The sequence below is a fragment of the Hoyosella subflava DQS3-9A1 genome (genome assembly GCF_000214175.1).
GTDB classification, from domain to species: Bacteria; Actinomycetota; Actinomycetes; order Mycobacteriales; family Mycobacteriaceae; genus Hoyosella; species Hoyosella subflava.
Genome location: NC_015564.1, coordinates 2,649,420 through 2,663,590, shown reverse-complemented (window position 1 = coordinate 2,663,590; position 14,171 = coordinate 2,649,420). Strand labels below are relative to the sequence as shown.

Here is a 14,171-nt window from a genome sequence, read left to right as displayed (position 1 = left end):
GTACTGAGGAACCACACCGATGACGCTCCCCGCTATGCCGCTTCTGCTCCGCGCGAAGCGCCCTGTCACAGAACTGCACCCACACTCCCTGGACTTCCAGGTGCGTGTGGGCCACCCACAGCGACAGCCCTCCCACGCTGGCCACCCGCCAGCATGCGTGCTCACTCTGACGCGAACAGCGGACCAGGAAGTAGACGCCTTGTCCCTCCAGCTTGCTGCCCAGGGGGTCCCACTGATCCGCATTGACGCGGACCGGTGCCCCCAGGCAGAAACGCTCTGGGACCCGGTCACGGGCACGCTGCACTGGGAGGGGACCACGTTTCGGCCTGTTGTGTGCTGGCGCAGATACTTTGACGCGCAGGCAATGAGGCTGCAGGGCACCGGCAGGCATAGCGCGGGACGTCTCGAAACGCACTACATGCGCGACCAATGGTCCGCATGGGGTCACGCGATGGCGTCGAGCGTGGTGCGACGCATCAATCATTCAGCGGGGTCCTTTCCGCCCGATAGGATCAGTCAGCTCCGGGCAGCACGCTCAGCCGGACTTCGTATACCCGCTACTGTCGTGACATCGGTGCCCGCCAGCGCTCTCAAAGCGATTGCTGGTGAGGGCGATCTCCTAGTCAAGAGTCTGGGACACCACGCGGTCGAGTCCGCGCCAGGGCAGCTGCACGGCGTATATCCGGAACGGGTCCGCCGCGACGAGATCCGCGGGTACAACTCGCCGGAGTCGGCGCCGCTCCTGGTTCAGGAATTCGTCGAAGCCGACAGCGAACTGCGTGTGTACATCATCGGGGCTCAGATGGTCGCGTACAAGGTGACCCGACCGGCACCAGAGGCGCTGTGGACCACCCCGGATTCCATTTTCGTCGAGGAGTGCGCTGTTCCGGCCGGTATCGAGGTCGCATTGTGGCGAGTGGCTGACCAGTTCGGTCTCGAGATGGCAGCGTTCGACCTGCTCGACGCTCCAGGCGGACCCGTCTTTCTTGAAGTCAACACACACTCAGATTGGCTCTGGGCGGAGCGAAAAGCGAAGTCTGATGCCGTATCCCGCGCTGTCCACACGATGATCAAAGACCTCTTCGAGGCACACGACAGCGGGCCCGAGGGGAGCACGACACATGCCTGAGATCAAAACCGCGGACCACGCCGTGATGTTCACCCAGGAAGGAAAAATCGTCTGGGACGACTACGTCAACCACCGACAGTTCGCGCTCACGGACGAAAGCTTGCGGATCGTCCGCTGGTTTGGAGTGTGGCGTGACCTCGAATCGATCGGTGCGCGCGGCTCGCTCGATCATGCGATAGCGTCACGTCTCCTCGAGGAAGGTGTGCTGGTCGAGTACGGTTCAGAGCAGCACGTTCGCGAGGAGCAGCTGACCAGGGAATGGGGCCGCTGGGGCAGAGGGCCCGAATACCAGCATTTCTCCGCGCGCACGACGACGGATGCACGCTTCTACAGCGTGATCGAAGACGAGATGATGTCTGTGAACCGGGCGCTGAGCGATCCACCGCCCTCGCCCTGGCGCACCTTCGACGATGCGCCAGTAGTCCCGGTGTCGCAGAGCCGCCCGGATGATTCAGCCTGGATACGGCCCCGTTTGGTCGATGCGCTACACGGTCGGCGTTCGGTGCGCCAATTCACGCAAGATGCGGTACCGCTGGAGCAACTCGGCATCATTGCGCAATTGGCTGTGGGCGCCGTCGAGGTGATTGACCACCCCGCTTTGGGCCAAGTCGCGCTGAAAACCAGCCCATCGGCTGGCGCTCGAAGCCCGATCGAGCTTTACGTCTACAGCCGCAACGTCGAAGGACTTGAGGAGGGGCTCTACCACTTCGCTGCGCACCGGGGCGGCTTCGAACGCATTGGCGCACAAGTGCCTGCCAGCGAAATGCGGGCGGCTGTGGGAGACCAGCCTTGGCTCAGCGAGTGTGCCGCTCTGCTCGTCTACACTGCTGTGCTGGAGCGGACATCATGGCGGTACGCGTCGGCGCGCGCATACCGCGACATACTTATCGAAGTCGGTCACGTCAGTCAGACGGTGCTTGTATCCGCATCCGCACTAGGGCTCGGGGCGGTGACCGCCACCGCAGTCCGGGACGAGCTGCTCGAGCGGATGATCGGGGCTGAACCTGCCGCCGAACCAGTCCTCGGCGTCACCGCATTGGGAATTCCCTTGGGCAGTCCTGTCCCAGGCATTTCCGCTGAGAGTGGGTGACTGTGGCCACGCAGACGGGTACGCGCCAGGGTTCGCGACGAGACTTCACCCTGTTGTGGACGGGCCAGGCGGTTTCCGAACTCGGGAGTCGTGGTTACGGGATCGCGATCATGCTGTGGGTGCTCGCTGTAACGGGATCACCAGCGATCGTGGGAATGACGGCAACTGTCACGATGGCCTCGTTCGCGCTGTTCAATGTGCCCGCGGGCTGGATCGTTGACCACCTCGACCGTAAACGCACGATGGTGGGCGCTGACCTGGTTGGGGCAGGGGCTGCGACGACGCTTGCCGCCGCTGTTTCCGCCGGCGCTTTCGTGCTCGCCCACATTCTCACCGTCGGCGCCGTACTTGGCGCCGCGTGGTGTGTTCGCGGTCTTGCAGAGGAAGCTGCCCTCCCACACGTTGTCGGTGACGGCGAACTCACGCGCGCTGTCAGTCTGGTGGAGGGCCGCGGCTACGCGGCGGGGCTGGCCGGTCCGCCACTCGCCACCGCGCTGTACGCGATCGCGCCGGTGCTGCCGTTCGCCGCGCATGCCGTCTCATTCGTGACTGCTGCGTCTACGGCGTCAGCGGTGAAATCTCCACTGCGAACGACACGCTTAGGAGACTCCCACGCTGACGCATCGCTCGGCGACGGGTTCAGGTTCGTGTGGCGAGATCCTTTTCTCCGGCCCGCCGCTTTGATCGGCGCGCTCTCCGTATTGGTCACGAACGGCGCCGGCCTCGTCCTGATCGTCATGCTGACAAATACTGGCGCGGCTGTGGTCGCGGTGGGGTTCGCTCTTGCCGTGGCCTACGGTGCCGGGATCGGTGGCAGCTTGATAGTGCCGCGGCTGCAGCGGCACCATTCGGCTCACGTACTGCTCAGTGTCTCGCTTCTCGCTGGTGCCATCGCCCTTTCGATGATGGTGATGGGTAATCCTGTTGCGGCAACCGTGGGCTACTCGCTCCTGCTGGCCGCCCAGCCACTGTGGCAGGTGACCGTCTCCGCAACAATGCTCGACATAACTCCGGATGAGCTTCGCGGCCGCGCTGGCGGTGCGCTCGGCCTCGTCGCCACCGTACCTGCGGTATTCGCACCACTATGTGCGGGCATATTGACGGTATCGCTGGGCGTCGCGACTACTGTCGCGCTTCTGACTGTCGCACTGCTCACCGGCTTCCTCTTCACCTTGCGGGCCCGAGGCTTGCGCGCGGCACCGAGCTACTTGCTGGGCCGGGACCGCAGTTCATTCAGCACCAGACCGTAAAGGAGATGATCGGCAGCGAGCGCCGCCCGTTCGGGTGGCGGGCGCTTCCGGCGTAATCGGATTCCGAAAATCGGTTCGAGTATCACCTCGAATGCTGCCCACAGCACTAAACCGTAAGCCGGGCCCATCCACCGGGACTGTCGGATCGGCGGAGGCAGGGCACCGAAGAATGCACCGCCAGCGGCACCGTATCCCCAGTGCGCTAACACGAGCAGCGAGTCGGCCGCCGGGTCGGGCAGCCGGTCCACCAGGTGCGGAACCTCCTGGTCGGCGATCATTTCCGGTGGAGTTTCCTTGACGATCCCCGCCTTGGTGCTGAGTGCCCGCATCCCGGTCATACTCATAGCCGCGACTACCCCTCGTACGGCCGCGTGTACGGAATCGGTGCGGTGGAAGGTAAGAACCCGCATGAGAATGCGGTACCCAGCAACCCGGCGGGCAAACGTGATTAGCTACGCGCTCGAGGCTGGCATTCGGGCGCGATACCGGGAAGCTTCACTCAGGCGCGCCGGTGGCTTCTCGTCTTCGGTGCGCTTGTACGGACCGGGCTTGGAGCGGGGCTTCCCGCCCGGGAAGGCGAGCCGGAAGATAGTGCGATGTACAGTGCCCCACTGGTGCCCGAAGCGTCCGGTGTTGTAGGGGAGTTCGTAGCGTTCGCAGATCTCTTTGACCTTCGGTGCGATCTCGGCGTATCGCGTGCTCGGCATGTCCGGGTACAGATGGTGCTCGACCTGGTATCCGAGGTTGCCACTCATCACATGAAATAGCGGAGTGCCTTCGATGTTGGCGGCGCCCACCAGCTGGCGCAGATACCACTCGCCGCGGCTTTCGTTCTCCGTTTCTTCTTGAGTGAATGTGTATGTCTGGTCAGGGAAGTGACCGCAGAAGATGATCGCGTGAGTCCACACGTTGCGAATCAGGTTTGCTGTCGCATTGGCAGCCAGAGTGGAGACAAACGCGCGCTTGGCCACAGGGAGGACCGCGTCGGCTGCGCCGATTAGCCTGCTCAGTGTGCGGCGCTTCGCGGAACCGGGCAGCAGCTGCCGGATCGGTTCGCTCCTGGGCTTCACCATGCGCCCCTGCGAAGCGGTCTGCGCTGCGCCGACGGCGAGTGCGGATACCAGCGGCCAGCCAACGTAGTCCTTGATGATCTGTGCGCGTGCTTTGCCGGAGATTCCTTTGAGGTCCTCCCACACATCGCTCAGGGGCTTTTCACGCCTCCGTATGGCGTCGATGTCCATGTCATGCACGGCCACGCCCCACTCGAACAGTGCCATCAATGCGAGGTTGTACAGCGGCTGCAGCAGGTACCTCGGATGCCACGTCTGTTTCGGGTCGATCCGCATGATCTCATAACCGAGATCCTTGTCCACTCCGAGGATGTTCGTATACGTGTGGTGGATGTAATTGTGGGAGTGCTTCCAGGCGTGGGCAGTGGAGGCGGTGTCCCAGTCCCACGTCGACGAGTGGATGTCTGGATCGTTCATCCAGTCCCACTGACCGTGCATCACGTTGTGCCCGATCTCCATGTTTTCGAGGATCTTCGCGGTCCCCAGGCACGCCGTCCCCGCGATCCAGCTGGTGCGGCTGAGCGAGGCCAGAAGGAGAACCCGACCGGCCACAGCGAGCTGGCGCTGAGCTGAGATGACGCTTTTAATGTAGCGGCGGTCGCGTTCACCGAGGTCGTTGTAGACCTCTTCATGGATCCGGTCGAACTCCTTTTCCAGTTCCAGGATCTGTTCTTCAGTGAGATGGGCGAATGGTGATTTCTTCTGCATGTTCTTGTTCATGTCGGTAACTCCTATCGGGTGCTTCACAGGCCTATGGCGATGTCGCCCTCTGCGGTGTTGACGCACGTGCGGATCGTGTCGCCTTTGCTGCCGCCGACCTCCCCGCTCCGCAGGTCACGGATCTGACCGGACAGCAGTGTGCCGACGCAGGTATGGCACACCCCGATGCGGCAGCCGTATGGCATTTTCACTCCGGCTTCCTCGCCGACCTCCAGGATGGGAGTGTCGCCGTCGCATTCGGCGGTCACTTTGCTGTGTGTGAGGTGAACCTTCCCGCCTGCCCCTCCCTTGCCTTGGCCTCCAATAACCGGCTGAAAGCGCTCGTAGTGAATGTGGTCTGAGAGTCCATTTTCTTCGAAGTGATCGAGAAAGGAGTCCGTCATTTCCCCTGGTCCTGAACAGAAGGCTTCCCGTTCGCGCCAATCAGGGCAGACGTCGTCCAGCTGGTCGACGGTGAAGAGGCTGTCGTGTTCCGTTATCCGAAGGTGAAGTCTGAAGCCTGGATAGCGATCATCGAGATCTTTCAGCACATCTCCGAACATCACTTCGTCCGCTTTGTGCGCCGAATGGACGATCACGACGTCATTGACCTCCTGCCGATGATCGAGGCTGCGCAGCATGCTGATGATGGGCGTAATTCCACTGCCAGCACTGATGAACAGCATCTTCTCGGGCAGGGGATCCGGCAGGGTGAATACGCCCTCGATCTCGCCGAGTCGCACAATCGTTCCGGGTGTGATCCGGTGGACGAGATACGGAGATACCGTGCCCGATTCCACGACTTTCGGGGACAGGCTAATCAACCCATCTTCCGGCTCCGGATCGGACGTCAGGGAGTAGGCCCTCCAGTGGAACCGGCCATTAATGAGCACGCCAAGCCTGATGTACTGGCCTGGCTTATGCCCCGGCCAATTAAAGCCTGGCATGATTGAAACAGTAACTGCCTGGCTGCCCTGCCATTCGATTTTTTCTACGCGGCCCCGGAGCTCTTTCGTCGTCCACAGGGGGTTGATCAGTTCGAGATAGTCGTCGGGCAAAAGGGGACTAAAGAGGTGCCGTACCGCGCGGAGTGCGCGACGGCGGACAGGATGCACTTCGGGTTCTGCGCCTCGCTCAGCCATTGCCACAGCATAAGATCCGGCAATGTTACAAACAACACATTTCGAGAATCTGTGAGTAATTCTCAGGAAAACCAAGAATGGTTACACTTCGCCTAATAACGAATAGTACCCATTTGTGCAATCGGCTAAACATGCAATCTCAAGATCTTTTCAGAGCGTCAATTCCGTAGGTTTCCACACACGTGAGCGCGAGTTCGACCTCCAGACGACGCCGCACAAGAGAATCCCCGAGAACGGCCTGCGCCTGCTCCACTCGGTAGCGAACGGTGTTCTTGTGCACCTGCAACTGGCGCGCTGCCCGCGCGGGACTGCTGCCCGAAACGAAATAGGCGAGCAGAGTCTCGCGTAAACGAGCCGCAGAGTCATCATCCGAAGCGAGTTCGCCCAGCTCCCGCTGGACGAAGGTTCGCAAGGCGTCCCGGTCTAGGCCCATGAGGTAGGGAATCTGCACCTCGTCGTAACGGGTGAACCGTGGGCTCCCGGAACGTGCGGTCGCGACCCGATTCGCCGCGATCGCCTCACGGTGGCTGGCAACGAACCCCGCGACGCCTCGAATTGGGGTTCCTACTGCCCCGCCAAGGTGTGCGGGCCACGCACTGATCAGCGCCAGCTCATCCAGGTCAGGTAACTCGATAGTCGCGATCCACGCCCATAATCCGCGAGCTCCGGATGCCACAGTCAACGCCCGAGATGCACCCAGAGCGCGGGCGACCACCTGCGCTGCGGTCTCTAGTTGCGGGAGAATGTCAGTTCCAGGTTCCTCCTGGTCCGTCCAGAGCACCACTGCTGTGTGGTAGCGGCGCAACGGATAGTCGAGCTGGGCGGAGGCGTCGTCGACGGGCAGCTTCTCACCGCGCAACAGGCTGTGGACAGTTTCGGCGCGACGTGCGAGCGCGCCGCGCATCAGTGCTTCGCGCTCAGTCGTGTATGTCGAGAGCAGCACGTCAGTGGACAGCTCAAGCCAGCGCATCGCCAGACCCCACAAGTCGACGATGGCGGCGAGCTTCAGCTCGGGATCGACGGGGATCTCTTGCACGATTTCGTTGAGAAGTGTGAGCGCGGTGGTGCGGCCCGTGCCGTATATCTTCAGCAGAATCTGCACGTCCATACCGCGCCGGGCCACAGTCCGGGCTAACGCGACAGCTTCAGGAGGCGGCTGATACTCGGCACTCGGTGTGGTCGCCGTCGCCATGAACGTCCTCAGCTGGGCTACAGTGCTGGCGTGCAAATCGCGGCGAAACTCGTCGTCGTCAGCGAGTTCGGGCAACCGCCGCATGATCTCATCGTTGACGCGCTGCGTGAAGTACTCGAGCATGGTTGGCTGCATGGCATCGGCGGTCACCCGAGCGATCCACTGGTCGATCTCGCCATCGCGTTCGGCCATTGCCCTCACCATCTCATGCCACGACCACCCCTGTTTGTATTCAGAGTACAAAACTCACTCGAAAGTCCGGCCTCCCAACCCGAGATTCTGGACGCTCTGAAGAGCACACTGGAAGAAACCGCGTCTCGCGGTGCCGCAGCACGCTGTACGACCTGGGAGAGAGTTCATGAGCACACCACTGGCAGGCCGGGTAGTTGTCATCACTGGAGGCGCGCGCGGGATCGGTTACGCGACCGCGAAACACTTGATCTCGCAGGGCGCGAAGGTCGCGATTGGCGATATCGACGAAGCCCAGCTGAAGACTGCAGCGGATGATCTCGGTACTGTCGCCCATAAGCGTCTTGACGTCACCGACGCGGACTCGTTCAAGGAGTTCTTCGACTTCGTCGAAACGCAGGCTGGTCCTGTGGATGTGCTGATCAACAACGCCGGAATCATGCCCGTTGGCTTGGTGATTGACGAGGACGAAACAATCGTTCGCCGGATGTTCGAAATTAACGTCTTCGGGGTGATCACCGGAACCAAGATCGCACTTCGAAGCATGCTGCCGCGGGGAGCCGGTCAGATCATCAACATTGCTTCCCTTGCTGGCGAAATGACATTTCCGGGCCTCGCGTCCTACTGCGGCACCAAACACGCCGTCCTCGGCTTCAGCGACTCCGTCCGCAAAGAAGTGCGCAGCTCCGGGGTGACAGTTTCGTGCATCTTGCCGACGATCACCAACACTCAACTCGCGTCGGGCGCAAAGGGGATCCGTGGCATCAGGACGGCAGAGCCGGAGGAGATCGCCGCAGCGATCGCTCGTGTCATCGAGAAGCCGGTCCCGCGTACCAGGGTGACTGGGCTCGCTGGTTCGCTTGTACGAGCGCAGCACTTCTTTCCGCATGGACTATACGAACGCATTGGCCGTTTCCTAGGCGCCGACACCCAATTCGTGACGGACCTCGACGTCACAGCACGTCGCGACTATGAAGACCGCGCCCGCCACAGCTGAACGCCACAATTTTCACCAAACGACGGCGGTCTCCGTCGCCAGTACAAGGGAGTACACCCGGAATGCCAGCACCAGCCCCACAGACATTCGAACGTCTCGCTGATCTCGCTGCGATCCCAGCGGGCAGTGAGCGCGAGACACGTCCGGTCGTCGAAGTCTTCACCGGCCAGACAATGGCGAAAGTCGCCGTCGCCACCGCGGCTGACGCCCGCGAGGCGATCGACAACGCTCGCGCGGCGCAGTCCGCGTGGGCACAGCGATCCGTCAAGGAACGGGCCGAGATTTTTCACCGCTACTACAAGCTCGTTCTCGACAACCGTGAATCACTCATGGACATGTCCCAGGCAGAGACGGGTAAAGCCCGAGTCTCCGCGCTCGAGGAAGTTCTCGACATTGCGCTCAACGCGCGCTATTACGCGCGCACGGCACGGAAGCTGCTCGAACCGCGCGCGGCCCAAGGCATGCTCCCCGGACTGACAAAGACAGTTGTCCGGCAGCAGCCGAAGGGCGTCGTCGGCGTGATTTCGCCGTGGAATTATCCGATGACACTCGCAGTGTCGGACGCGATTCCTGCGCTGATCGCGGGCAACGCTGTAGTAGTCAAGCCGGACAGCAACACCCCGTACTGCGCTCTGGCATGCGCGGAACTCCTCTACAAAGCGGGTCTTCCGCGCGAACTCTTCGCGGTTGTCCCAGGTCCAGGCTCCGTGGTGGGAACAGAGATCATCGAGCACACTGACTACATCATGTTCACCGGCTCTACCGCGACCGGCCAGGCGCTGGCCAAGAAGGCAGCGGCACGCCTCGTCGGCTTCTCCGCTGAACTCGGCGGCAAGAACGCCATGATTGTCGCTGAGGGCGCGGACCTGCTCAAAGTTGCGGAAGGTGCTACCCGCGCATGCTTCTCCAACTCGGGCCAGTTGTGCGTGTCGATCGAGCGGATCTACGTCGAGAAGTCAATTGCGGCAGATTTCATCGCGGTTTTCCGGGACAAAGTTGCGGCTATGGATATCGGCGCCGGATACAAGTTCGGCCCCGCAATGGGCAGTCTTGTTTCACCGGATCAGCTCGAAACCGTCAAGGCGCACGTGGACGATGCCGTCGCGAAGGGCGCGACAGTAGTAGCTGGCGGGAAGCCGCGGCCCGACCTGGGACCGTGCTTCTTCGAGCCTACGGTCCTCACCGATGTGACAGCCGATATGCGATGCGCTCAGGAGGAAACCTTCGGGCCTCTGGTCTCGATCTATGCAGTCGACTCTGTGGATGAAGCGATCGTGCGTGCTAACGACACCGAGTACGGGCTCAACGCCAGCGTATGGGCAGCCACGACCGCCGAGGGCGAGGCGATTGCTGCTCGTGTGCGTGCAGGGACCGTGAACGTGAACGAGGGGTATGGTCCGGCATTCGGCAGCACGGATGCCCCTATGGGAGGCATGGGCGCATCAGGGATGGGACGTCGGCACGGCGCAGAAGGCCTGCTGAAGTACACCGAACCGCAAACCATTGCGACTCAGCGTGTGCTCAATCTCGGTGGTCCGTCCTTCCTGCCGCTGAAGGTTTGGGCACCGATTCTGCCCTACGGAATCAAGGCGCTGAAGTTCCTGCCAGGCAGGTAACAGCACACCGCGGGCCACCAGTGACGACAGCCATTACCAAATGGCGAATCACGTCGTCACTGGTGGTCTTGCTTTTAGTCCACCTTGTGCAGCGCGAAGAACCCGATCTTCATGTACTTGCCGGCTACACGGAAGAGAATTTTCCCGAGGAAGACACCCGGCGCCAGTTCGACGAGTTCGTCCCGAATGCTGCGAATCAGCAGTCGCGGATTGGTTTCGATCGACTTGTAGTCAATGACCAGTACTTTCTGATCCTCGGCATCCTTGTCGCGGCTTTCCTCCACGTGTGTCTTGAACTCGAATGCGAGCGTGCCGTCCTCGGTTTGCGTCATCGAGTACAACGGCCACAGCAACCGCAACGGTGTCGATGCGCGTGAGGAAATCCGGTTGGAGCCACCCTCGGGGGCAAAGCGCTTGCCCTCCCAGGGCATCCAGAGGTCGGTGACAGCCGTGACGGTACGGTCCAGAATGGGTAGCGTCGTGGTCATCACAAGCATGCCTTCGGTTTGACCGTGAAGCTCAGCTGGAGGGCGACCTGCCCGAAAGAGCGCCTCGAGTTCGCGGGCCGCACGGTCATAATCGCGAAGGTCGCTGTCGCGGAGCTGACGCAGCCACGCCCACACCTCACCGCATGCCGCTGCACGGTCAGACTTGGCGCGTTCTCGCAGGTCCGTCAGGCGCTGTACCGGATCTCCGGAGATAGCGGCTGAGTCGGAACCGTTGTCGTCAGCAGGTGACATCACAAACCCCATCCATAGTGTCGAACGTGATGGTCAGTCTACGGCCGGCAGCGGGGATCGTGGTGAAGTTCACACCGCCTGTCACCACCAGGGAATGGGCCAGCGTGAGAAGCACAGTCGTGATAGCAGGACGTCTTCCTCCAGCGCGATGATTTCCATCGAATGAATACCCGTGTGATGAAAGGCGAGTTCTTCCGGGATGCCAGCACCGACTGTCATGGTTTTGCCGAGCAGAACGTGACCGGCGAAGTTCAGCACTGCGACATTCGCGGGCCGGCCGTGGTGCGTCAGCCGGACCTTGACGTGCTGCATCGTGGAGCCGAAACGAATGTTGGTCGTTCGGCCGACGTCGAGGCCGGTGACAGTGCCTGCCGTGCGCACATGCGTCTCACGCAGGGGCACGGCGTCGTGCGCGAGAACCTCGAGCGTGAACCCGGGGCCTGTCCGCGGATTGCGTCCGGAGTCATCCGGTGAAAAATTGACTGTCTGGCCACGCAAGTATGAGAGAGGCCGCGCTATCGATAGGGGGGACACGGTGACTCCTCCTCATGATCTTCTCCTGCACATTGTGCGCGCCTGCGTGCGTCTGTGAGGCCGGTTTGCGGGACCAGTTCGGATTTGCGACCCACCGCGTAGTGCGCGGAGCTGTCTTACCGGTGCGAGAACACCGGTTTCCGCTTCTCGATGAACGCCGCCATGCCTTCCTTCTGATCATCCGTCGCAAACGTCGAGTGGAACACCCGCCGCTCGAACCTCACGCCTTCGCTCAGAGTCGTCTCGAATGATCGGTTAACAGCTTCCTTTGCCATCATCGCGATGGGCAGTGACATGTCAGCAATCGTCTTCGCCACTTCGAGCGCGACGTCGCGCAACTGATCGACCGGAACCACTCGTGACACGAGCCCCGCACGCTCTGCTTCGTCCACGTCCATGAACCGGCCTGTGAGGCAGAGGTCCATCGCTTTCGCCTTGCCGACTGCACGGGTCAGACGCTGCGAGCCACCGATGCCGGGAATGACACCAAGTTTGATTTCGGGCTGTCCAAACTTCGCGGTATCGGACGCAATCAGGATGTCGCACAGCATCGCGAGTTCACACCCGCCGCCGAGCGCGTATCCAGAAACTGCCGCAATCGTGGGTGTGCGCAGGTGTGCGAGCTGATCCCACGCGGCAAACCAGTCCTCGAGGAATACGTCCGCGAAGGTTTTCGGAGCCATCTCCTTGATGTCGGCGCCCGCGGCGAACGCCTTCTCGGAACCGGTGATGACAATGGCGCCGACGCTGGGGTCCCGGTCGAGATCCGTCAGAGCTGCGACCGCTTCCTGCATCACTGCCAGGTTGAGCGCATTGAGAGCCTTGGGACGATTCAGCGTCAGGAGCGCGACGCGTCCGGACCGCTCCACCATGATTGAAGCCATTGTTTCCTCTCTTGTCGACTCCTCCCGCTAGGGGTCAGAACAAGGGTGGGCTAGATTGCAGATCCAGTGAAGAGGAACTTTTGTAAGCCAGCTTTGCATTTCTGCACAGGCGTGGAACAGAATCGGGTGATCAGATGCGTGCCGACGATCTTGTGGTTCTCCTGGAGATAGCTCGGTGCGGTTCACTTGTCGGAGCGGCGTCGGCGCTCGGGCTCAATCATGCGACAGTGTCACGGCGCATCTCCGCGCTCGAAGCCGAGTTGCGCACACCCGTGCTGGTCAGAGGCACACACGGTTGTGAGTTGACCGAAGTTGGTGAACGGCTTCTCGTATCGTGCGAACAGATCGAGACAGCCTTGACCGACGTTCGTGACCTCGTCAATACGATTCCGCGGGACCGCGCGCTCTCCGGCCTGGTGCGCATCGCCACGACGGAAGCGTTCGGTGCCTACTTCATTTCGCCGCTCATGGCAGATCTGCACAGGATAAATCCCGACCTGACGGTGGAGATCATCACACAAACGCGGCTCAGTGCCTATGGAATCGGCGCTGACATCGAGATCGGCGTAGGTGAGCCGGTGGTGAGCAGACCGGGCGCTGAGAAGCTCACTGACTATCAGTTGGGCCTTTATGCTTCCGCTGAGTATGAGGAGGAGCGGGGACTGCCGGCCACAACGACTGACTTGCGGGCACATTCGCTCATCTACTACATCGAGGGTCTGCTTCGTGTAGAGGATCTGGACGTTCTGAGCCGCCTCATCGGCAGCCGTGCGGTGACGTTCGGGTCGACGAGTGTGCAGGTGCAGACAGCCGCGACGCTCGCGGGGGCAGGGATCGGTTTGTTGCCCGCGTTTGTTGCTGAGCGAGAGCCGACTCTGCGCCGTGTTCTACCGGAGCATGTGTCGATCACGCTGGAGTTCACAGGCTGCCTGGCACCCCGGCGACTGCGCAGACCAGCGTCAGTGACCGTGATGCAGGCGATCAGGGAAATGGTGGCGGAACGGCGAGCAGACCTGCTGCCAGCGTAGGCTGGCGCTATGGTTGCCGTAAATTCAGCGATGATCCCGCTGGGGACCGAGGCGCCACATTTCGCGCTTCCAGACCCTGGGGGAACTCTTTGGGCGCTCGACGATGTCGCCGGCGAAAAGGGGACGCTTGTCGCGTTTCTCTGTAATCACTGTCCGTTCGTCAAACACATCGCGCAGCCGTTCGGTGAGGCTGCGGCGCGGTGGTCCGATGCGGGCATCGGCGTTGTCGGGATAAACAGCAACGACCCTAATGCGTATCCCGACGAAGTGCCCGAACGTATGGCCGAACAGTCCCGGGCGTGGGGGTGGAAGTTCCCATACCTTAGTGACGCCGAGCAGTCGGCAGCGCTGGCGTATCACGCCGCGTGTACACCGGATTTGTACCTCTTCGACGCCGACCGGCGCCTCGTCTATCGTGGTCGTTTCGATGGATCGACCCCAGGCAACAATGAGGCTGTGACCGGCGAAAGTCTCTCGGCCGCAGTTGATGCCGTCCTCAGTGGACGGCCAGTGCCCGGCGACCAGATCCCGAGTATCGGCTGCAACGTCAAGTGGAAACCGGGCAATGAGCCGTCCTGGTACCGCTAACCGCAAGGAGCGCGCTCGCGAGT

Annotated in this window: 14 protein-coding genes; 7 read left to right on the top strand and 7 right to left on the bottom strand. The window is 61.7% G+C overall.

All coding sequences use genetic code 11. The features are described from left to right. Nucleotides 1–19 precede the first annotated feature (19 nt). Genes AS9A_RS12590 through AS9A_RS12580 form a run of 3 tightly spaced genes read left to right on the top strand, consistent with a single transcriptional unit; the run spans nt 20 to nt 3,469 of the window. Nucleotides 20–1,129: an ATP-grasp domain-containing protein gene (locus tag AS9A_RS12590; protein ID WP_013807411.1), complete on the top strand. Its 1,110-nt coding sequence runs from the start codon at nt 20–22 to the stop codon at nt 1,127–1,129. Continuing rightward, nucleotides 1,122–2,219: a SagB/ThcOx family dehydrogenase gene (locus AS9A_RS12585; RefSeq protein ID WP_013807410.1), complete on the top strand. Its 1,098-nt coding sequence runs from the start codon at nt 1,122–1,124 to the stop codon at nt 2,217–2,219. Before AS9A_RS12590 ends, AS9A_RS12585 begins: the two co-directional genes overlap by 8 nt. A 2-nt stretch (nt 2,220–2,221) precedes the next feature. Further along, nucleotides 2,222–3,469: an MFS transporter gene (locus AS9A_RS12580; RefSeq protein ID WP_158307364.1), complete on the top strand. Its 1,248-nt coding sequence runs from the start codon at nt 2,222–2,224 to the stop codon at nt 3,467–3,469. On the opposite strand, the gene AS9A_RS12575 is transcribed toward AS9A_RS12580, so the two are convergent. The 4 genes from AS9A_RS12575 to AS9A_RS12560 form a co-directional block, all read right to left on the bottom strand. Then, nucleotides 3,424–3,879, bottom strand: coding sequence for a hypothetical protein (locus tag AS9A_RS12575; protein ID WP_158307363.1), 456 nt, complete (start codon nt 3,877–3,879; stop codon nt 3,424–3,426). The two genes, AS9A_RS12580 and AS9A_RS12575, sit on opposite strands and share 46 nt — an antisense overlap. A gap of 42 nt (nt 3,880–3,921) precedes the next feature. After that, on the bottom strand, nt 3,922–5,259 hold the full coding sequence (locus AS9A_RS12570; protein WP_013807407.1) for a fatty acid desaturase family protein: 1,338 nt from the start codon (nt 5,257–5,259) through the stop codon (nt 3,922–3,924). A gap of 23 nt (nt 5,260–5,282) precedes the next feature. Next, nucleotides 5,283–6,380, bottom strand: coding sequence for a ferredoxin reductase (locus AS9A_RS12565; RefSeq protein ID WP_041451062.1), 1,098 nt, complete (start codon nt 6,378–6,380; stop codon nt 5,283–5,285). Between the two features lie 139 nt (nt 6,381–6,519). Then, on the bottom strand, nt 6,520–7,764 hold the full coding sequence (locus tag AS9A_RS12560) for a PucR family transcriptional regulator (protein ID WP_013807405.1): 1,245 nt from the start codon (nt 7,762–7,764) through the stop codon (nt 6,520–6,522). Nucleotides 7,765–7,930: 166 nt separating this feature from the next. Between AS9A_RS12560 and AS9A_RS12555 the strand changes: the two genes are divergently transcribed. Further along, nucleotides 7,931–8,758 (top strand): SDR family oxidoreductase, encoded by an 828-nt coding sequence (locus AS9A_RS12555; RefSeq protein ID WP_013807404.1) that lies wholly within the window; start codon nt 7,931–7,933, stop codon nt 8,756–8,758. A 62-nt stretch (nt 8,759–8,820) separates the two neighbouring features. Then, nucleotides 8,821–10,374: a succinic semialdehyde dehydrogenase gene (locus AS9A_RS12550; RefSeq protein ID WP_013807403.1), complete on the top strand. Its 1,554-nt coding sequence runs from the start codon at nt 8,821–8,823 to the stop codon at nt 10,372–10,374. A gap of 74 nt (nt 10,375–10,448) precedes the next feature. Here AS9A_RS12550 and AS9A_RS12545 read toward each other — a convergent pair whose 3' ends face one another. The 3 genes from AS9A_RS12545 to AS9A_RS12535 form a co-directional block, all read right to left on the bottom strand. Further along, a complete protein-coding gene (locus tag AS9A_RS12545; protein ID WP_013807402.1) occupies nt 10,449–11,114 on the bottom strand; it encodes a hypothetical protein in 666 nt (221 codons plus the stop codon). An 81-nt stretch (nt 11,115–11,195) separates the two neighbouring features. Continuing rightward, nucleotides 11,196–11,648 carry a hypothetical protein gene (locus AS9A_RS12540; RefSeq protein ID WP_013807400.1) on the bottom strand — a complete coding sequence of 151 codons (453 nt, stop codon included), beginning with the start codon at nt 11,646–11,648 and terminating at the stop codon, nt 11,196–11,198. A 116-nt stretch (nt 11,649–11,764) separates the two neighbouring features. After that, nucleotides 11,765–12,532 carry an enoyl-CoA hydratase gene (locus AS9A_RS12535; protein WP_013807399.1) on the bottom strand — a complete coding sequence of 256 codons (768 nt, stop codon included), beginning with the start codon at nt 12,530–12,532 and terminating at the stop codon, nt 11,765–11,767. Between the two features lie 134 nt (nt 12,533–12,666). On the opposite strand from AS9A_RS12535, the gene AS9A_RS12530 reads away from it, so the two are divergent. Together AS9A_RS12530 and AS9A_RS12525 are read left to right on the top strand one after the other, a co-directional pair. Continuing rightward, nucleotides 12,667–13,560, top strand: a complete 894-nt coding sequence (locus AS9A_RS12530) for a LysR family transcriptional regulator (RefSeq protein ID WP_013807398.1) — start codon at nt 12,667–12,669, stop codon at nt 13,558–13,560. 9 nt (nt 13,561–13,569) lie between these two features. Continuing rightward, nucleotides 13,570–14,148, top strand: coding sequence for a thioredoxin family protein (locus tag AS9A_RS12525; protein ID WP_013807397.1), 579 nt, complete (start codon nt 13,570–13,572; stop codon nt 14,146–14,148). Nucleotides 14,149–14,171 lie beyond the last annotated feature (23 nt).

Coding starts and splice junctions, on each gene's coding strand:
- AS9A_RS12590 (WP_013807411.1), top strand. CDS start 20: ATGACGCTCCCCGCTATGCCGCTTCTGCTCCGCGCGAAGCGCCCTGTC.
- AS9A_RS12585 (WP_013807410.1), top strand. CDS start 1,122: ATGCCTGAGATCAAAACCGCGGACCACGCCGTGATGTTCACCCAGGAA.
- AS9A_RS12530 (WP_013807398.1), top strand. CDS start 12,667: ATGCGTGCCGACGATCTTGTGGTTCTCCTGGAGATAGCTCGGTGCGGT.
- AS9A_RS12555 (WP_013807404.1), top strand. CDS start 7,931: ATGAGCACACCACTGGCAGGCCGGGTAGTTGTCATCACTGGAGGCGCG.
- AS9A_RS12560 (WP_013807405.1), bottom strand. CDS start 7,764: ATGGCCGAACGCGATGGCGAGATCGACCAGTGGATCGCTCGGGTGACC.
- AS9A_RS12525 (WP_013807397.1), top strand. CDS start 13,570: ATGGTTGCCGTAAATTCAGCGATGATCCCGCTGGGGACCGAGGCGCCA.
- AS9A_RS12565 (WP_041451062.1), bottom strand. CDS start 6,380: ATGGCTGAGCGAGGCGCAGAACCCGAAGTGCATCCTGTCCGCCGTCGC.
- AS9A_RS12545 (WP_013807402.1), bottom strand. CDS start 11,114: ATGTCACCTGCTGACGACAACGGTTCCGACTCAGCCGCTATCTCCGGA.
- AS9A_RS12575 (WP_158307363.1), bottom strand. CDS start 3,879: ATGCGGGTTCTTACCTTCCACCGCACCGATTCCGTACACGCGGCCGTA.
- AS9A_RS12535 (WP_013807399.1), bottom strand. CDS start 12,532: ATGGCTTCAATCATGGTGGAGCGGTCCGGACGCGTCGCGCTCCTGACG.
- AS9A_RS12570 (WP_013807407.1), bottom strand. CDS start 5,259: ATGAACAAGAACATGCAGAAGAAATCACCATTCGCCCATCTCACTGAA.
- AS9A_RS12550 (WP_013807403.1), top strand. CDS start 8,821: ATGCCAGCACCAGCCCCACAGACATTCGAACGTCTCGCTGATCTCGCT.